Genomic DNA, 19,088 nt, shown 5'->3' on the forward strand with positions numbered 1-19,088 from the left:
CCGTACCGTAGTGGCGGGCGGCACAGATCGTTTGCGTACAGCCGTGGGGAGAGAGGGCCTGGGCCATGGACCGTGGCAGCGAGCGGGACACACCTCCCGGGCGCGGCGTCGGCGACGCGGCGGCGGGCCGGATTCCGCTGGCCGTGGTCGTCGTCGACCGCGACGGCATGGTGTCCCACTGGAGCAGCGGCGCGCGGCGACTGTTCGGCGTCGGCAGGGAGGAAGCCGTCGGGCGCGCCGCCGCCGATCTGCTGCCCGTCGCGGGTGCCCTCCCAGAGGACCTGCACGGCGACGCGCTGCCGGACGCCCACGAGGAGTACGACGGGCTCGGCCCCGACCTGGAGACCTCCCTCGGCGGGCACACCGCCTACGCCACCGCCGGCCGCGCCCGGCTCTTCCCGCACGAGCCGGCCCCCGACGGCAAGCGGCTCGACGTGCTGTGGTGGGCCTATCCGCTGGTCGGCCCGGGCCCGTCCCGGCTGCTGGTGCTCGCCGCCGACGCCACCCGGCTGCGCGACGAACGCGGCTACGACGACGAGACCGCCGAACGCATCTCGCCCGGTTTCGCCCGCCACACAGAGCTGCCCGCCTCCGACGAACTCGAACGCCGGCTGCCCGAGATCCTGCCCAACATGGGCCCGGGCCTGAGCGGCCGAATCGTCTCCCAGATGCTGGAACTGGGCTATCCGGTCCTGGAGTTCAGCCAGTCCGACCGGGTGCCCGTCACCCCGTACTGGGGCGTGCCCCGCCGTCCCGGACGCAAGCGCACCGAGGCCGTCGTGCCCCGGCAGCGGACCACGTCGGCCGTCTTGGTCCCGCAGGGCGCCGAGCAGGACCTGGAGTACGCCGCCGTGCGCGAGCGGCTGGAGTTCCTCAACGAGGTCAGCTCCGCCATCGGCACCTCCCTCGACCTCGGCGAGACCATCCGCGAGGTCACCAGCGCCGCCGTACCCCGGTTCGCGGACTTCGCCGGCACCCATCTGCGCGCGGCCGTCCTCGCGGGCGAGGGCTTTCCGGACGGCCCGCCGGACGCGCAGACCGTGATGTTCCGGGTGTGGGTCGAGCACAACGACGAACCGGGCCGCTGGGACGACACCGTGCCCGTCGGCGAGGCCTTCGCCTTCCCCGAACACACCCCGTTCTACAAGTGCATGGTCACCGGCGAGCCGGTCCTCGTCCCCAGGGTCACCGAGGAGCTGAGCGAGCGCATCGCCGGCGAGTTCGAGAAGCGGGACCTCAGGCCCCTCATCGGCGGGCGCTCCCTGCTGATCGTGCCGCTCAAGGCCCGTAACGTCGTGCTGGGCTTCATGGTGCTGATGCGCCGCCCGGACCGCCCGGCCTTCGACGACATGGACCGCACCACCGGAGCCGAACTCGCCGCCCGCGCGGGCCTCGTGCTGGACAACGCCCGTATGTACACCTACCAGGAGAACGTCGCCGACACCCTGCAGGACAGCATGCTCCCGCAGGTCACCCCGCGGATGGCCGGCTGCGACATCGCCACCCGCTATCTGCCGGGCACCCGGCTCGGGCGGATCGGCGGCGACTGGTTCGACACCATCAAACTGCCCGGCTCGCGCACCGCCCTCGTGGTCGGCGACGTCATGGGCCACGGCCTCAACTCGGCTGCGATGATGGGCCAGTTGCGCACCGCCGTACAGACCATGGCCACCATGGAGACCCCGCCCGCCCAACTGCTGCGCAATCTCGACGACCTGGCCCGTCGGCTCGGCGACACCTACCTCGCCACCTGCCTGTACGCCGTCTACGACCCGATCCGCGGCGAACTGCACCTCGCCAACGCCGGACACATCCCGCCCGTGCTGGTCCGCGCCGAGGACGGCTCCAGCGAACTCCTCGACCTGCCCACCGGCGCCCCCATAGGCGTCGGCGGCGTGCCCTTCGAGGCCACCCGGGTCAAGGTCTCGCCCGGCGACCGGCTGGTGCTGTGCACCGACGGACTGGTCGAGGTGCGCGGTTCCGACATCGGCGAGGGACTCGCCGCGCTCTGCGAGTCCGCCGCACATCCCGCGGCCTCCATGGACGACGCCTGCGACACCATCATCCGCGCCCTGAACACGCGCGGCGGCCGCAAGGACGACGTCGCCCTGCTGATGGCCCGGCTGAACGGCATCCCCGAAGACCACGTCGCCGAATGGCGGCTGGACGCCGACCCGCGGGAGGTCGGCCGGGCCCGCCGCCTGGTCCGCGAGCGGCTCCTCGCCTGGGGTCTGCCGCAGGCCGTGGAGACCGCCGAATTGCTGGTCAGCGAGGTCGTCACCAATGCCGTACGGCACGCCGTGAGCGAGCCGGTCGGGCTGCGCGTGGTCCGCACCGACGCCCTGCTGTTCGAGGTCACCGACGACGAGCCCGGGCTGCCCGAGATGCTCGCCGCCGAGCCGTACGACGAGTCGGGCCGCGGACTGCGCGTGGTCAGCCGGCTGGCCCGGGAGTGGGGCGCCAGCGGCAGCGGGCACCGCAAGACCGTGTGGTTCGAACAGGCTCTCGCCGGACGGGGATGACAAGGGACGGGCACTCTGCCGGCGGGCCCCCTGCAGGTTGTCCGGGGCCGTCCATCCGGTGAAGGTGGCCTCCTGCCCCTTGCCCCGTTCCAGGCCCTCGCGATATCCCGATCACGGAACCGAACCGTGGGGAGAACGCATGAACGTCTCGGACAAGTACCGCAGCAACTGGGAGAGTTACTGGAGCGAGACCTCCGACGAAACGGGCGACGCCATCTGGGACTGCGATCCCGCCCTGTCCGCCGAACCGTACACCGCCCTCCTCCTGCCCCACGCGGACCCGGCGCGCACCATCGTCGACCTCGGCTGCGGCAACGGCACCCAGACCCGCTACCTCGCCACCCGGTTCGCGCGCGCGGTCGGCGTCGACCTCTCGCACGCCGCCGTCGAGCACGCCCGCCGTGCCACGCAGGACGACGCCGTGGAGTTCCAGCAGCTCGACCTCACCGACGCGGACGCCGTGGGCGCCCTGCACGAGCGCCTCGGCGACGTCAACGTCTACATGCGGGCCGTCATCCACCAGAGCGAGCCCGAGGCGCGGCCCGCGATCGCCGCCGCCGTCGCCGCTATCCTCGGCACCGAGGGCCGCGCGTTCGTCGTCGAACTCACCTCCGGTTCCCGGGACGTGCTCCGGCGCGCCGCGACCCAGGACGGCGGCCCCGGGCCCAAGCTCCAGCGCGTGTTCCACCACGGGCTCAAGCCTGCCGACGCCGACGACGCCGAGATCCCGCGCCTGCTCGGCGAGGCCGGTCTGAAGATCCTCGCCGAGGGCGAGACCACCCTGCCGCAGACCGAGTACCTGACCGACGGCACCCGCATCGACCTGCCGGCCCGCTGGTTCGTCCTCGCCGGTGGGCAGTAAGGGCCCTTTTGCAGTTTTCCGGGGTGCGTGGGACCGCCGTCCCGCGCACCCCGTCGCCGTCACCGGAGCGGGACGGTCCGGATATGGCGAAGCTGTGTGCGTCGCGTGAACATCCTTCCTATAGCATTCCCCTCGCTCGATCACCCGAAGGTGTGCAAGGGGGGCCCTCAGCCGTGTCCGTTCGTACGGCGGAAGTACGCAGCCGAGGGCGGCGGCGTGCCCCGCGCTCGGGGCGTCCGCAGGCGGTTCCCGAAGGGCTGCTCCCCACTCCGCCCGACGAACGCGAGAAGTACAGCTACGTCAAGCGCCACACCTGGGTGCTGACGTCCAGCTCCTTCATCGGTTTCGTGTGTGTGCTGCTCAGCCAGGCCGACACGGCCCGGCACAGTGCCTGGATCTGGGTGTTCGCGCCCACCCTGCTGCTGGCCGTGGTCGGCTTTCTGATATCGATGCGTCTGGAGGCGTTCGCCCCCAGTTTCGACCTGAAGGCGCATCGCCGTGTCGTGCGCCGCTGGCAGCCGGACCACTACCCGAGCGTCGACGTCTTCCTGCCCGTCTGCGGCGAGCCCATCGAGGTGCTTCACAACACCTGGCGGTATGTGCGCATCCTCGCCGACACCTACCCGGGCGAGGTAGAGGTCCTCGTGCTGGACGACGGCGACAGCGCGGAAGCCGCGGCCATGGCCGCCGACTTCGGCTTCCGGCATCTGGTCCGCCCCAACCGGGGCTGGATGAAGAAGGCCGGCAACCTCCGGCACGGCTTCGAGAACTCCTCCGGCGAGGCCATCCTCATCCTCGACGCCGACTTCGTGCCGCGCTCCGACCTGCTGCACGAGCTGCTGCCGTACCTGGACGACGACCCGCGCTGCGCCATCGTCCAGTCCCCGCAGTACTTCCGCGTCCTGGACCAGCAGAACTGGATCGAGCGCGGCGCCGGTGCCGTGCAGGAGCTGTTCTACCGCTCGGTGCAGGTCTCCCGGCAGCGCAGCGACGGCTCGATCTGCGTCGGCTCCTGCGCGGTGTACCGGCGCGCGGCCCTGGACGAGATCGGCGGCACCAGCCTCATCGAGCACTCCGAGGACATGCACACCGGCTTCGACCTGCGCGCCCGCGGCTGGGACCTGCGCTATGTCCCCCTCGCGCTGTCCACCGGCATCTGCCCCGACACCATCGGCGCCTACTACAACCAGCAGTACCGCTGGTGCATGGCCTCGATGAGCATGCTCGGCAGCCTGCGGGACTTCTGGCAGGTGAAGATGCGCTTCGCCAGCCGCCTGTGCTACATCTCCGGCTTCGTCTACTACATCGAGACGGCCCTGCTCACCTTCACCACCCCGCTGATCGCGCTGACCCTGCTGATCCACTACCCCGACCAGCTCCAGGCGACCAACTACTGGATGGTCCTGCCCAGCGTGCTGTACCTGACCGTGGTCTACCCGCTGTGGCACCGCAACCCGTACCGGCTGGAGGCCTGGGCGACCCGCGTGCTGTACGGCTGGGCGCACGTCTTCGCCATCTGGGACGTCGTACGCCGCCGCCCCATGGGCTGGCAGCCCACCGGATCGAGCGGCGCGAAGAAGAACAAGACGCGCCGCTTCTGGGGCGGCATGTGGCTGTGGAGCGCGCCGACGGCCGTGCTGTGGCCGGCCCTCGCCGTGTGGCGGATGAGCGGTGCCCACCCCGAGAACTTCGCCCTGATGCTGGCCTCCGGCCTGTTCTACGCGGTCGCGGTCGTCCGGGTGCTGCTCCAGCCGAAGGAGGTGACCGCGTGAAGGCCCTGATGAGGATGTGGACGGTCCTGCCGGCCGCCGTCCTCTGTCTCGCCGGCTGCGCGAGCACCGGCCCGGCCCCCATCGGCGCCGGCGGGAACGGCGCCCAGCCCGCCGCGTCCGCGTCCGGCGGCGGCACGACGTACATCCCCGCACAGCCCTACGACGTCACCCCGCTGCTGCACCCGAGGAACAAGTACTTCGGCGCCACCTTCGACGGCGTCCCCAAGGACCTCGGCCCCGTGCGGCGGTACGCCTCCCAGGTCGGCCGCACTCCGACCATGCTGGAGTACTACCTCGGCTGGGGCGACGAGCTGCAGACCGACCAGACCCGCGCGGTGTGGGAGAACGGCCAGCTGCCCTACATCGCCTGGGAGCCGCACAAGGCCACCCTCGCCCAGATCGCCGACGGCAGCCAGGACGCGTACATCAAGGACACCGCCCACGCCCTGCGCGCCCTCAACGTGCCCGTCGCGATCAGCCTCGCGCACGAGATGAACGGCAACTGGTACCCGTGGGGCCACAACAAGGCCACCGCCGCCCAGTTCGTCAAGGCCTGGCGCCATGTGCACGATGTCTTCCAGGACGAGGGCGTCTCGACGGTCATCTGGGTGTGGAGCCCGAACATCGTCAACCCCGTGCCCCAGGTGGCCCTCGAGCCGTACTGGCCCGGCGACGGGTACGTCGACTGGGTCGGCGTGGTCGGCTACTACGCCCGCACCGGCGCCCAGGACTTCGCGACGCTGTTCGGGCCCACCTTCCGGCGGATCCGGACCTTCACCCGGCGTCCCTTCCTGCTCGCCGAGACCGGTGCCCAGCCGGGCCCGCGCAAGAGCGCCCAGATCACCGAGCTGCTGAAGACCGTCGCCTCCCGCACGGACGTCGTGGGCTTCATCTGGTTCGACCTGAACAAGGAGACGGACTGGCGGGTCGACAGCAGCCCGGAGACGCTCGCCGCGTTCAGACGGGCCGCCCGGAACCCCCGTTACGACCTCGACCTCGCCGCCCTGAAGTAGACAAGACACGCCGATGAGCCACACGCACCCCCCGGTGCACGAGGAGACCCTGCAACTGCGGGTTCTGCCGCCGCCACCGCCGGAGGCCGACCCCGGCTTCTCCTTCGTCGAACAGCCGCTGCCGGGCTGGACGCTGCCGCCGCCCGCCCTGATGGGCTGGGCCGCCGACACCGGCCGGCGCCGCCGCATGGTCGCCCTCGCCATGCTCGCCGCCATCCTGGTCGTCCAGGCCGCCCTGTCGCTGCGGCTCGCCAACTCCGCCTTCGAGGACGAGGCACTGTACATCTGGGCCGGGCACGTGGAGATCGGCAGCCTCTTCCACGGAGCGCCGAACTACGGCGGTTTCGGCAGCTACTTCTCCGGTGCGCCCGTGCTGTACCCGGTGCTCGCCGCCGCCGTGGACTCCGTGCTCGGCCTCGCCGGGGTGCGCGCGCTCAGCCTGCTGTTCATGCTGACGGCCACCGCCTGTCTGTACGGGCTCACCCGCCGGCTGTTCAACGAGCGTGCGGGACTGTGCGCGAGCGCCCTGTTCGCCGTCTCCATGCCCACGCTGTTCCTCGGCCACTTCGCCACCTACGACGCGATGGCGGTCTGCCTGCTGGCCCTGACCGCCTGGCTGCTGATGGTGATCGCGGCCCGGCACTGGGCGTGGGCCGCGGCCGTCGCCCCGGTCGCCGCGCTCGCCGTCGGCGTGAAGTACGCCTCCGCGCTCTTCCTGCCCACCCTGGTACTGCTGTACGTGCTCGCCGCCTACCGGCACCACTACATGCGCCGGGCCCTGCTGCGCGGCGCGCTGCTCAGCGCGGCCACCCTCGCCCTGCTCGGCGGCGGACTGGTGGCCGGCGGCTATCTGTCGGCGATCCAGAGCACCACCACCGCCCGCGCGCACGGCGACACCCCCGCCTGGCAGATCCTGCAGGACTCCACGCGCTGGGCGGGGCTGCTGGTCGCCGTCGCCCTGGTCGGCACGGTCACCTACGCCCGTACCGCCCGGCTCGCCGAGGTACCCGGCTGGCGCCGGGCCGTGCCGGGCCGCCGCTGGCGCACCTGCCTGGGCGTGCTGCTCACCGGCACCGCGCTGCTCGCGCCCGCCTACCAGATCCATCTGCAGACCGAGACCTCCCTGCAGAAGCACATCGGCTTCGGCCTGTTCTTCGCCGCGCCGATGGCGGGCGTCGGCGTGACCCGGCTGATGGGCGCCCACTTCAAGTTCCCCCAGTGGGTCATCGCGGTCGGTGTGTTCGCCCTCACCCTGGGCCTGTCGCAGTCCGCGTCCTCCTTCGGCAGCTGGCCCGACACCCGCTATCTGATCCCGCAGCTCTCCTACACCGTGCGCCCCGGCCAGCACTGGCTGGGCGATCCGAAGGAGGGCCCGGTGTACTACCTCAGCCGCGCGCGGAGGACCCACTACCAGGACTGGCTGTCCTTCTTCTTCATCGACTACAAGACCAAGGACGGCCGCCACCTGACGGGCGTCCCCGGCTATCGCGCGGCGGTCCGCGAGGGCTACTTCGACGGCGTGGTGCTGGACTACTCCGGCGGCCTCGCCCCGGCCGAGGAGGCCGTCCGCCAGGAGATGCGCCTCACCGGCCGCTACCGCCTCACCAGCTCGCTGCCGTACCGCACCTCCACGGGCGCCGGGCACTTCGAGATCTGGGTCCGGCAGAAGAGCACTCAGTGACCGGTCGCTCCAGTCGTAGCCTGGCCGCTCTCCGGCGCGTAACGTGACCCAGCATGAAGATCCTCATCAGTGCCGACATGGAGGGGGCCACGGGCGTCACCTGGCCGGCCGACGTGCTGCCGGGGACGCCGCAGTGGGAGCGGTGCAGGTCGATGTTCACCTCGGACGTGAACGCCGCAGTCGAGGGCTTCTTCGACGGCGGCGCCGACCAGGTGCTCGTCAACGAGGCCCACTGGAGCATGCGCAACCTGCTGCTGGAGCGGCTCGACGAGCGGGTCGAGATGCTCACCGGGCGGCACAAGTCGCTGTCGATGGTGGACGGGGTGCAGCACGGCGACGTCGACGGCATCGCGTTCGTCGGCTACCACGCGGGCGCCGGCATGGAGGGCGTCCTCGCCCACACCTACCTCGCCAACCAGATCACCGGGGTGTGGCTGAACGACGTCCGCGCCAGCGAGGGCCTGCTCAACGCGCGGGTCGTGGCCGAGTACGGCGTCCCCGTCGTCCTGGTCACCGGCGACGACGTGGCCTGCGAGGACGCGCTCGGGTACGCGCCGGAGGCACTGAAGGTCGCGGTGAAGGACCATGTGTCCCGGTATGCGGCGGTATGTCGGACGCCCGCGCGTACGGCCGGTGACATCCGGGCCGCCGCCAAGGAGGCGGCTCGGCTGGCGGTGCGCCACGAGCCCGTCGACGCGGGGCCGTTCACGGTCGCCGTGGAGTTCGACGCCGAGCACCTGGCGATGGCCGCGACCGTCGTGCCCGGGGTCGCCCGGATCGGGGAGCGGAAGGTGGCGTACACCAGCGCCACGATGTACGAGGGGATCCGGACGTTCAAGGCGGTCACCACGATCGTCTCCGCCGCCGTGGAGGAGCAGTATGGGTGAGAGGCCGGCCGACCAGCAGGCGCTGGACGAGGTCGTGGAGTTCACCTCCGGTCTGATCCGTATCGACACCACCAACCGAGGCGGCGGGGACTGCCGGGAGCGCCCCGCCGCGGAGTACGCGGCCGAGCGGCTGGCCGGGGCCGGACTGGAACCCCTGCTGCTGGAGCGGACGCCGGGCCGCACCAATGTGGTCGCCCGGATCGAGGGCACCGACCCCTCCGCCGACGCCCTGCTGGTCCACGGTCACCTCGACGTCGTACCCGCGGAGGCCGCCGACTGGAGCGTGCACCCCTTCTCCGGCGAGATCCGCGACGGTGTGGTGTGGGGGCGGGGCGCCGTCGACATGAAGAACATGGACGCGATGATCCTCGCGGTCGTCCGTTCCTGGGCCCGGCAGGGCGTACGGCCGCGCCGGGACCTCGTCATCGCGTTCACCGCCGACGAGGAGGCCAGCGCCGAGGACGGCTCCGGGTTCCTCGCCGACCGGCATCCCGAGCTGTTCGAGGGCTGCACCGAGGGCATCAGCGAGTCCGGCGCGTTCACCTTCCACGACGGCGCCGGCCGGCAGCTCTACCCGATCGCGGCGGGGGAGCGGGGCACCGGCTGGCTCAAGCTCACCGCGCGCGGCCGGGCCGGGCACGGCTCCAAGGTGAACAAGGAGAACGCGGTGACCCGGCTGGCCGCCGCCGTCACCCGCATCGGCGAGCACGAGTGGCGCCTGAGACTCACCCCGACCGTACGGGCCGCGCTCACCGAACTCGCCGCCCTGTACGGCGTCGAGCCCGACTTCACGGACGTGGACCTGCTGCTGGAGAAACTCGGCCCGGCGGCCAAGCTGGTCGAGGCCACCCTGCGCAACAGCGCCAACCCGACCATGCTGAACGCCGGTTACAAGCTGAACGTGATCCCCGGCGAGGCCGTCGCCTACGTCGACGGGCGCTATCTGCCGGGCGGCGAGGAGGAGTTCGCCGCCACCCTCGACCATCTCACCGGCCCGGACGTGAGCTGGGAGTTCGCGCACCGCGAGGTGGCCCTTCAGGCGCCGGTGGACTCGCCGACCTACGCGAGGATGCGGGCCGCCGTCGAGGAGTTCGCGCCCGAAGGACACGTGGTGCCGTACTGCATGTCGGGCGGCACGGACGCCAAGCAGTTCTCCCGGCTGGGCATCACCGGCTACGGTTTCGCCCCGCTGAAGCTGCCCGAGGGCCTCGACTACCAGGCGCTGTTCCACGGCGTGGACGAACGCGTGCCGGTCGAGGCGCTGCACTTCGGCGTCCGGGTGCTCGACCGGTTCCTGCGGACGGCGTAGGCGATGGGGGACGAGATGCTCAAGACGCCGTACGGATCCTGGCCGTCACCCGTCGACGCGGCCCTGGCCGCCGCGCACGACGGCCGCGCGGAGTGGCCGGGCTTCGTCGGGGACGAGACCTGGTGGACCGAGCCCCGGCCGACCGAGGGCGGCCGTCGCGCCCTGATACGGCGCCACGCCGACGGAACCGAGGAGTCCGTGCTGCCCGCGCCCTGGAACGTGCGCAGCCGGGTCATCGAGTACGGCGGCCGGCCCTGGGCCGGGGTGGTAAGCGACGGGCAACCCCTCGTCGTCTTCGTGGACTTCACCGACCAGCGGCTCTACCGGTACGAACCCGGCGGCGAGCCGCGCCCGCTGACCCCGGTGTCGCCCGTGGGTGGCGGGCTGCGGTGGGCCGAACCGCGCGTGGACCTGGAGCGCGGTGAAGTGTGGTGCGTGCTGGAGGAGTTCACCGGGGACGGTCCCGGTGACGTGCGGCGCGTGATCGCCGCCGTACCGCTGGACGGCTCGGCCGCCGAGGACCGCGGCGCCGTCCGGGACCTCAGCGACGGCCGGCACCGGTTCGTCACCGGGGCGCGCCTCGCCCCCGACGGCCGCCGCGCCGCCTGGCTCGCCTGGGACCATCCGCGCATGCCGTGGGACGGCACCGAACTGCTCGTGGCCGACGTCGCCGACGACGGCACGCTGCGGGACGCGCGAACCGTCGCCGGCGGACCGGGCGAGGCCGTCGCGCAGGTGGAGTGGGCCGCGGACGGCAGGCTCCTGTACAGCAGCGACCGCAGCGGCTGGTGGAACCTCTACCGCGACGGCACCCCGCTGTGCCCGCGCGACGAGGAGTTCGGCGGGCCCCTGTGGCAGCTCGGCCTGCGCTGGTTCGCGCCGCTGGACAACGGTCTGATCGCGGTCGTGCACGGCAAGGGGTCGACCGTGCTCGGCATCCTGGATCCGGAATCCGGAGAGATCGTCGACGCCGCCGGACCGTGGACCGAGTTCTCGGCCCATCTCGCGGCCCACGGCGCGCGGGTGGTCGCGGTCGGCGCCAGCCCGCGCACCGCCTGTGAGGTGGTCGAGCTGGACACCGTCACCGGCCGGGCCCGTGCGATCGGCGCCCGGCACCGGGACGCCGTGGACCCCGCGTACTACCCGGAGCCGCAGATCCGCGTCTTCACCGGCCCCGACGGCCGCGAGGTGCACGCCCACGTCTACCCGCCGCACCACCCCCTGCACACCGCGCCCGACGGCGAGTTGCCGCCCTACGTCATCTGGGCGCACGGCGGCCCCACCGGCCGGGTTCCGCTCGTGCTGGACCTGGAGATCGCCTACTTCACCTCGCGCGGCATCGGCGTCGCCGAGGTGAACTACGGCGGCTCCACCGGATACGGCCGGGCCTACCGCGAGCGGCTGCGCGAGCAGTGGGGCGTGGTCGACGTCGAGGACTGCGCGGCCGTCGCCCGCGCCCTCGCCGACGAGGGCACCGCCGATCCCGCCCGGCTCGCGATCCGGGGCGGCAGCGCGGGCGGCTGGACCACCGCCGCGTCCCTGACCACGACCGACATCTACGCCTGCGGCACCATCATCTATCCCGTCCTGGACCTGGCCACCTGGGGGCCGGGGGAGACCCACGACTTCGAGTCCCGTTACCTGGAGTCGCTGATCGGCCCGCTCGCCGAGGTGCCCGCCCGGTACGCCGAGCGCTCGCCGACCACCCATGCCGACCGGCTCACCGCGCCGTTCCTGCTCCTCCAGGGCCTGGACGACGTCATCTGCCCGCCCACCCAGTGCGAACGCTTCCTCGCCCGGATCGCCGGCCGGGACGTGCCGCACGCCTACCTCACCTTCGAGGGAGAGGGGCACGGGTTCCGGCGGGCCGAGACCATGGTGCGTGCCCTGGAGGCCGAACTCTCCCTGTACGCCCAGGTGTTCAAGCTGGACGTGCCCGGTGTCCCGAGACTGGAGCTGCACACGTGAAGGAGCTGACGCGCCCGGAGCGGCTGGCCCCGGGCGCCCGGGTGGCGGTCGTCGCCCCGAGCGGGCCGGTGCCCGAGGAGCGGCTCCAGGCGGGGCTCGACGTGCTGCGCGGCTGGGACCTGGATCCGGTCGTGGCGCCCCATGTGCTGGACCGGCACGGGGAGTTCGGCTATCTGGCCGGCCGGGACGCCGACCGCGCGGCCGACCTGCAGAACGCCTGGTGCGACCCGTCCGTCGCCGCGGTGCTGTGCGCCCGCGGCGGGTACGGCGCCCAACGCATGGTCGACCTGCTGGACTGGGCGGCCATGCGGGCGGCCGGGCCGAAGATCTTCGTCGGCTTCAGCGACATCACGGTCCTGCACGAGGCCTTCGCCAGCCGTCTTGGGCTCGCCACGCTGCACGGGCCGATGGCGGCCGGCATCGACTTCATCAAGAACGCCCGGGCTCAGGAGCATCTGCGGGCCACGCTGTTCGCCCCGGAGACGGTCCGCGCCATCGCCTCCGGCGGCCGTGCCCTGGTGCCCGGCCGGGCCCGCGGGGTCACCCTCGGCGGTTGCCTGTCCCTGCTCGCCGCGGAACTCGGCACGCCGCACGTGCGTCCCTCGGCGGCGGGCGGGTTGCTGTGCCTGGAGGACGTGGGGGAGGAGACCTACCGGCTGGACCGGTACCTCACCCAGCTCCTGCGCGCGGGCTGGCTGGAGGGGGTGCACGGGGTGCTGCTCGGCTCCTGGGAGCGCTGCCCGGACTACGCCGAGGTACGGCCACTGCTGACCGACCGGCTCGGCGCGCTTCGCGTACCGGTGGTGGAGGAGTTCGGGTTCGGCCACTGCGCGGGCGCGCTGACCGTCCCGTTCGGGGTGGCAGCCGAACTCGACGCGGACGCGGGCACCTTGACCCTGTACGAGCCCGCGCTGCGCTGAGCCCGCCCACCGACTCCCTCCGGCAACCGTGGGATTGGCCGGTGACCGTGGCGAGCGCGCCCGGGGGCACCGGGGGTGCGGCGATTGCCGGTCGTGGGCGGCTCCGCCCGGCTGGGTGGCTTTCGGGGCTGGTCGGGGTGGTGTCGAGGGGGCGGGTCGGGTGGATTCCGGAGCTGGTCGGGGTGGTGTCGAGAAGGCGGGCCGGGCGGATCGGCTGGGGGCGGGCCGAGCGGATGCCAGGTACTGGTCCGGGCGAGTTCGAGGTGTCGGCCCGGGCGGATCAGCTGGAGGCGGCCCGGGCGGATCAGCTGGAGGCGGTCCCGGCGGATCCGCTGGAGCCGGGCCGGAGCGGATGCCAGGCACCGGGGCGGGGAGCGCGAGGTGTCGGCGCCGGTGGGTTCGTGGAGGCGGCGCGGATGGATTTCCGGAGGCGGCAGCGGCGGGGACGCCGTAACCTGGCCCGATGCCGCACACCGCACCCCACTACCTCGCCGAGGGCCCCCGCGTGGCCATCCGTCACTTCACCCTCGAAGACGGGCCCGAGTTCACCGCGCGGACCCGGGAGAGCAAGGACCTGCACCGGCCCTGGCTGTTCCCGCCGGACAACGACGAGGCCTACGCCGCCTACGCGCGCCGGCTGATCGAGGACCCGACGAAGGCCGGCTTCCTGGTGTGCGAGAAGGACAGCGGGGACATCGCCGGGTACATCAACATCAACAACATCGTGCGCGGCGGCTTCCAGTGCGGCGCCCTCGGCTACGGTGCCTTCGCGCACGCCGCCGGGCGCGGACTGATGCGCGAGGGCCTCGACCTGGTCATCGGGTACGCCTTCGGACCGCTCGGGCTGCACCGGCTGGAGATCAACGTGCAGCCCGAGAACACCGCGTCCATCGCGCTGGCCCGCGGCGCCGGCTTCCGGCTGGAGGGGTTCTCCCCGGCCATGCTCTACATCGACGGCGCCTGGCGCGACCACGAACGCTGGGCGCTCACCGCCGAGATGCGCCCTGCCCGCTGACCGCCGCGGCCGCCTTTGCGCAATCCTGACCAGCAGGTCCCCTGGCCGAGTGCCGCGCCGCCGGGTTCCATGGTGATCGTGACGAGGATCCGACGTGAGGTACTGACGCTGCCCGCCGGGCGGTTGGGCCCGGACAACCCCCTGCCCCCACTGCGCCCGCTCGACGAGGTCCACCGGATCGACGACCGCGACCGGGACGGCATGCCCCGGGACATGGCCCGCCAGCTCGGGTACGAGCCAGTGCGCAGCCTGCTCCCGGTCCGCATCCGCGACGGCTACGACAGAACCCGCGAGCCTCGCGCCGTCGACGCCCTGGTGATCGAGAACGACCGGCTGCGCGCCACCGTCCTGCCCGGCCTCGGCGGTCGCATCGCCTCCCTGCTCCACCTGCCCACCGGGCGCGAACTCCTCTACCGCAACCCGGTGTTCCAGCCCGCCAACTTCGCCCTCAACGGCGCCTGGTACTCCGGCGGCATCGAATGGAACATCGGCGCCACCGGCCACACCACCCTCTCCTGCGCCCCCCTGCACGCCGCCCGCGTCCCCGCCCCGGACGGCGGAGAGATGCTGCGTCTGTGGGAGTGGGAGCGGCTGCGCGACCTGCCCTTCCAGGTCGACCTGTGGCTGCCCGACGGCTCCGACTTCCTCTACGTCGGCGTCCGCGTCCGCAACCCCCACGAGCGCCCGGTACCCACCTACTGGTGGTCCAACATCGCGGTGCCGGAGGAGTGCCGGGTCCTGGCCCCCGCTGAGGAGGCCTGGCACTTCAGCTACGAGCGCCGGCTGCGCCGGGTGCCCGTCCCGTCGTACGACGGCATCGACCGCACCCACCCCCTCAACAGCCCTTATGCCGCCGACTACTTCTACGAGGTGCCGGACGGCCACCGCCGCTGGATCGCCGCGCTGGACGCAGACGGCCACGGACTGGTGCAGACCTCCACCGACGCCCTGCGCGGCCGCAAGCTCTTCGTGTGGGGCCACCTGCCCGGCGGCCGGCGCTGGCAGGAGTGGCTGACCGAACCCGGCACCGGCGGCTACTGCGAGATCCAGGCCGGCCTCGCCCGCACCCAGCTGGAACACGTCCGGCTGGAGGCCGAGAGCGAGGTGTCCTGGCTGGAGGCGTACGGACCGCTCGACGCACCGCCCGAGGGGGAGTGGACCCAGGTGGTCCGGGGCGCCGAGGAGCGCCTGGAGTCGGTCCTGCCGCGGGCCCGGGTGGAGGAGGCGTACGCGGCATGGCAGCCGTGCGCCGACACCGAGCCCGGCGAGAGCCTGGCCGCCGGATCCGGCTGGGGCGCGCTCGAAGTGCTGCGCGCCGACTGGAAACTGCCCGGCACCCCGTTCCCCGAGTCCACCCTCGGCGCGGAGCAGGCACCCTGGCGGGAACTGCTGCGGACCGGCTCCCTGCCCGAGCCGCGCCGGGTACGGCCGCCCGGCGAGACCCTCGTCGCCCCGCACTGGCGGGACATGCTGGAGACCGCGCCCGCCGACCCGCACACCGAGTACCACCTCGGCGTCGCCCAGTGGCACGCCGGAGACCGGGCCCAGGCCGTCCGCAGCTGGGAACGCGGCCTCGAACTCGCCCCGTCGCTCTGGCCGTTGCTGCGCTGCCTCGCCGTCGCCGACCAGGAGTCCGGCCATCACGAGCGGGCCGCCGAACGGTACGCGGACGCCTTCGACGACTTGTGCCGCGAGCGGCGCGACGACGGCGAGACCTGGACCGCCGCCGTGGCCGCGCTCGGCCGGGAGACCCTGCGGGCACTGCTGACGGTGCGGCGGACGGCGGACGCCCGGGCGGTCTGGGACCGGCTGCTGCCCGCCGTCCGCGCGCGCGGACGCTTCCGGCTGCTGGAGGCCGAGCTGCTGCTCGCCGAGGGACGGACCGCCGAGGCGCGAGCCGTCTTCGACGCGGGTTTCGAGGTCGCCGACCTGCGGGAGGGAGAGGAGGCGCTGGGCCGCCTCTGGGCCCGGCTCACCGACGAGCCGCTGCCCGACCGGTACGACTTCCGGATGCGGCCCGACGCGGTCTGACCGGCTCAGCCCCGCTGGTCGACGTACTCGAACACCGACCCGTCCGGATGCATCGCGAGCAGGTTCCGGCCCACCGGGGTCGGCACCGGACCCGCGATGATCCGGGCGCCGAGGTCGGTCAGCAGCCGGTGCGCCTCGTCCACGTCCTCCACGGCGATGGTCGCCGCCACTTTGCGCAGGATGTCCAGTTCCGCCTCCGGGCCGCTCATCAGCAGAAAGGAGCCGATCGCGGCGACCTGGACGCCGCCGCGCTCGAAGCGCAGGGCTCTGCCGCCGGCCAGCCGCTCGTAGAAGGGGATCGCGGTCTCGAGGTCGTCGACGCAGATGCGCAGCGAGGCGCCCAGAATCTCCATGCGCCCGAGCCTAGTTGGGGCGGACGGGGGAGTGCAGGGGCGCCCGCGTTACCCGCCGTGTCCGACGGGTACTCGGAGCGTATGGACCGTTTGGATCACCTGGAACATCTGGACAAACAGCTGGTCGAAGAGCTGGCACAGGTGGCACGCGAGACGGTACGCGACGAACTGCGCGAGCAGACCCGCAAGCAGCGCCGCACCGCCACGCTCTACGCCGCGTCCGGCGCCGCCGCCCTGTACGCGGGCGCCGCGCTGGCCCTCGCGGTGGGCCTGGCCCTGGCAACCGGCCTGCCCGGCTGGGGCGCCGCCCTGATCACAGCGGCGATCATGGGCATGGTGGCCTACGCCCTGCGCGGCGCCGCCCACCCGAGGCACAGCCACCCCTCGCCTCCGTCCCACGTCATCGGCGGCACCCCGCCGGCCGGCCCGCCGAGCGGCCTGGGCGTGCCGTACCCCCCTGTCCCGAAGGAGCCCCCGGGCACCGGCCACCAGGAACCCGGCAACCCACCGAACCAGCCCTGACCTCACCCGCCGAGCCGCGGCAGCACCTTGGTCCGGCAGAAGTCGAAGAACCCCCTCTGCTCGGTCCCGATCAGCGGTCGCCGAGGATGTGCTCGTTGAGCGCCTCACCCGTGCCGACGCCCAGCCGGAAACGGCCCTCGGTCATCACCGCGCTCGTCGCCGCGGCCTGCGCCGTCACCGCCGGGTGCATCCGCACGGTCGGGCAGGTCACCGCCGTCTCGATGGGCCGCGAGACCGCCTCCGACAGGGCGCCGATCACCGACCCACACGAAGGCGCTCTGCCCCTGGGCGTCGTTCCACGGGTGGAAGTGGTCGGAGATCCACAGCGCCCGGAATCCGGCCTGCTCGGCCATCCGGGCCTGTTCGACGAGGTCGGCGGGGCCGTGCTCCTCGCTCGCCAGGAAATAGCCGTACTCGGGCATGGGAGAACCTCCGCGCGGGCGGCGCTGATGCCGTGTGATCCGGTCCGGGGCCGGGTAACCGGCGCCGGGCGCGCGAAACGGCGGGGGCGCGGCGCGGCGTTCGGGTGCTCCGACCGGCGTACGGGTGACCGGCCCTGCGTTTGGGTGCCGCGGCCCCGGTTACGCGGAAAACCTCGGACGAGCCACACCGCCGGAGGCGCACCGTGAGCCGACCTCACGTAGTGATCGTCGGCGCCGGTTTCGCCGGGTACCGGGCTGCCCGCACAGTGGCCCGGCTGACCCGGAACCGGGCCGACGTCACCTTGCTGAACCCGACCGACTACTTCCTGTATCTGCCGCTGCTGCCCCAGGTCGCCGCAGGCATCCTTGAGGCCCGCAGGGTCACCGTGTCGCTGCCGGGCACCCTGCACGGGGTCCGGATGGTGCTCGGCGAGGCGGACCATGTCGACCTCGACGGCCGTACGGTCCACTACTCCGACCCCGAGGGCGGCATCGGCACCCTCAACTACGACCGGCTGGTGCTGTGTGTCGGCAGCGTGAACAAGCTGCTGCCCGTCCCCGGGGTGGCCGAGCACGCGCACGGCTTCCGCGGGCTGCCCGAGGCGCTGTACCTGCGCGACCACGTGACCCGGCAGGTGGAGCTGGCGGCCGGCGAGGACGACCCGAAGGCCTGCGCGGCCCGCTGCACCTTCGTCGTGGTCGGCGCCGGCTATACCGGCACCGAGGTGGCCGCGCAGATGCAGCTGCTCACCGACCGGCTGGCCCGCCGGCATCCGCTGTGCGCCGGGTTCCGGCCGCGCTGGATCCTGCTGGACGTGGCGCCGCGCGTACTGCCGGAGATGGACGAGCGGCTGTCCCGCACGGCCGACCGGGTGCTGCGGGCGCGCGGTGTCGACGTACGGATGGGCACGTCGGTGAAGGAGGCCACCCATGACGGGGTGCTGCTCACCAATGGCGAGTTCGTCGCGTCCCGGTCGCTGGTGTGGTGTGTCGGAGTACGGCCCGACCCGCTGGTGGAGGCGGTCGGACAGCCGCTGGAGCGGGGCCGGCTGATCGTCGACCCGTATCTCCAGGTGCCGGGCCGGCCGGAGGTGTTCGGCTGCGGGGACGCGGCCGCCGTACCGGACCTGGAGCACCCGGGGAAGTTCACGCCGATGACGGCCCAGCACGCGTGGCGGCAGGGCCGGGTGGCCGGGGAGAACGTGGCGGCCTCGCTCGGCCTCGGTCGGCGCCGGCGGGCCTACCGCCACCGCGACCTGGGTTTCGCCGTCGACCTCGGCGGAATCCAGGCCGCCGCCAACCCGTTCGGCATCCCGCTGTCCGGGCCGGCGGCCGGTGCGGTCACCCGCGGCTACCACCTGGCGGCGCTGCCCGGCAACCGCGTGCGGGTGGCCGCCGACTGGATGCTGGACGCCGTTCTGCCACGCCAGGGCGTCCAGTTGGGCCTCGTACGGTCCTGGTCGGTCCCCCTGGACACGGCCTCCCCGGAGCTGGCACGCGTACCGGGCGGGCCGGAGCGGGCGCGTGCACCGGAACGGGCGGACGGACCGGAGCGAGCTGAAGCAGCGAAACCGGCGGACGGACCGGAGCGAGCTGAAGCAGCGGAACGGGCGGACGGACCGGAGCGAGCCGAAGCAGCCGAGCAGGCCGGTGCAGCGGAACCCGGCGGCGCACCGCCGGCCGCCGGGCGCGGGGACCACCCGGCCCCCGGCCCCGTCAAGCGCACCGACGCTCCGGACCACCCCGCCCCCGGCCCCGTCAAGCGCACCGCCCCCCCGGACCCCGCCGCCGGGTGACCCCGCGGGCCGTAC

At 72.9% G+C, this 19,088-nt stretch carries 14 protein-coding genes and 1 pseudogene; 13 read left to right on the plus strand and 2 right to left on the minus strand.

Going from position 1 to position 19,088, the window contains the following annotated elements; genetic code table 11:
* Positions 1-65: 65 nt before the first annotated feature.
* The 11 genes from ACWCQS_RS20430 (at position 66) to ACWCQS_RS20480 (ending at position 15,980) form a co-directional block, all read left to right on the plus strand.
* Complete coding sequence (locus tag ACWCQS_RS20430) at positions 66-2,522, plus strand: SpoIIE family protein phosphatase (protein WP_451005717.1); 2,457 nt, start codon at positions 66-68, stop codon at positions 2,520-2,522.
* A gap of 139 nt (positions 2,523-2,661) precedes the next feature.
* Entirely contained in the window at positions 2,662-3,384 is a 723-nt protein-coding gene (locus tag ACWCQS_RS20435) for a class I SAM-dependent methyltransferase (protein WP_451005718.1), read from the plus strand.
* Between the two features lie 173 nt (positions 3,385-3,557).
* Positions 3,558-5,156, plus strand: coding sequence for a glycosyltransferase family 2 protein (locus ACWCQS_RS20440; protein ID WP_451005719.1), 1,599 nt, complete (start codon positions 3,558-3,560; stop codon positions 5,154-5,156).
* On the plus strand, positions 5,153-6,169 hold the full coding sequence (locus tag ACWCQS_RS20445; protein ID WP_451005720.1) for a glycoside hydrolase family 26 protein: 1,017 nt from the start codon (positions 5,153-5,155) through the stop codon (positions 6,167-6,169). Before ACWCQS_RS20440 ends, ACWCQS_RS20445 begins: the two co-directional genes overlap by 4 nt.
* A 13-nt stretch (positions 6,170-6,182) precedes the next feature.
* Entirely contained in the window at positions 6,183-7,850 is a 1,668-nt protein-coding gene (locus ACWCQS_RS20450) for an ArnT family glycosyltransferase (RefSeq protein ID WP_451005721.1), read from the plus strand.
* A 53-nt stretch (positions 7,851-7,903) separates the two neighbouring features.
* On the plus strand, positions 7,904-8,737 hold the full coding sequence (locus tag ACWCQS_RS20455) for a M55 family metallopeptidase (protein ID WP_451005722.1): 834 nt from the start codon (positions 7,904-7,906) through the stop codon (positions 8,735-8,737).
* Positions 8,730-10,046, plus strand: a complete 1,317-nt coding sequence (locus tag ACWCQS_RS20460) for a M20/M25/M40 family metallo-hydrolase (protein WP_451005723.1) — start codon at positions 8,730-8,732, stop codon at positions 10,044-10,046. The genes ACWCQS_RS20455 and ACWCQS_RS20460 overlap by 8 nt, the downstream gene beginning before the upstream one ends.
* A gap of 3 nt (positions 10,047-10,049) precedes the next feature.
* Positions 10,050-12,014, plus strand: a complete 1,965-nt coding sequence (locus ACWCQS_RS20465; RefSeq protein ID WP_451005724.1) for a prolyl oligopeptidase family serine peptidase — start codon at positions 10,050-10,052, stop codon at positions 12,012-12,014.
* Positions 12,011-12,934: a S66 peptidase family protein gene (locus ACWCQS_RS20470; protein ID WP_451005725.1), complete on the plus strand. Its 924-nt coding sequence runs from the start codon at positions 12,011-12,013 to the stop codon at positions 12,932-12,934. Before ACWCQS_RS20465 ends, ACWCQS_RS20470 begins: the two co-directional genes overlap by 4 nt.
* A 463-nt stretch (positions 12,935-13,397) precedes the next feature.
* Complete coding sequence (locus tag ACWCQS_RS20475) at positions 13,398-13,949, plus strand: GNAT family N-acetyltransferase (protein WP_388633772.1); 552 nt, start codon at positions 13,398-13,400, stop codon at positions 13,947-13,949.
* A gap of 69 nt (positions 13,950-14,018) precedes the next feature.
* Positions 14,019-15,980: a DUF5107 domain-containing protein gene (locus ACWCQS_RS20480; RefSeq protein ID WP_451005726.1), complete on the plus strand. Its 1,962-nt coding sequence runs from the start codon at positions 14,019-14,021 to the stop codon at positions 15,978-15,980.
* 5 nt (positions 15,981-15,985) lie between these two features.
* Here ACWCQS_RS20480 and ACWCQS_RS20485 read toward each other — a convergent pair whose 3' ends face one another.
* Positions 15,986-16,333 (minus strand): VOC family protein, encoded by a 348-nt coding sequence (locus ACWCQS_RS20485; protein WP_451005727.1) that lies wholly within the window; start codon positions 16,331-16,333, stop codon positions 15,986-15,988.
* Between the two features lie 81 nt (positions 16,334-16,414).
* Between ACWCQS_RS20485 and ACWCQS_RS20490 the strand changes: the two genes are divergently transcribed.
* Positions 16,415-16,855, plus strand: coding sequence for a phage holin family protein (locus tag ACWCQS_RS20490; RefSeq protein WP_451005728.1), 441 nt, complete (start codon positions 16,415-16,417; stop codon positions 16,853-16,855).
* 76 nt (positions 16,856-16,931) lie between these two features.
* On the opposite strand, the pseudogene ACWCQS_RS20495 reads toward ACWCQS_RS20490, so the two are convergent.
* Positions 16,932-17,277: pseudogene (locus ACWCQS_RS20495) on the minus strand (LLM class flavin-dependent oxidoreductase); the annotation flags it as partial.
* A 203-nt stretch (positions 17,278-17,480) separates the two neighbouring features.
* On the opposite strand from ACWCQS_RS20495, the gene ACWCQS_RS20500 reads away from it, so the two are divergent.
* The gene (locus ACWCQS_RS20500) at positions 17,481-19,073 is read left to right on the plus strand and encodes an FAD-dependent oxidoreductase (protein ID WP_451005729.1); all 1,593 of its coding nucleotides are present in this window, start codon (positions 17,481-17,483) and stop codon (positions 19,071-19,073) included.
* Positions 19,074-19,088: the final 15 nt, after the last annotated feature.

The sequence above is a fragment of the Streptomyces sp. NPDC002076 genome (assembly GCF_053593835.1).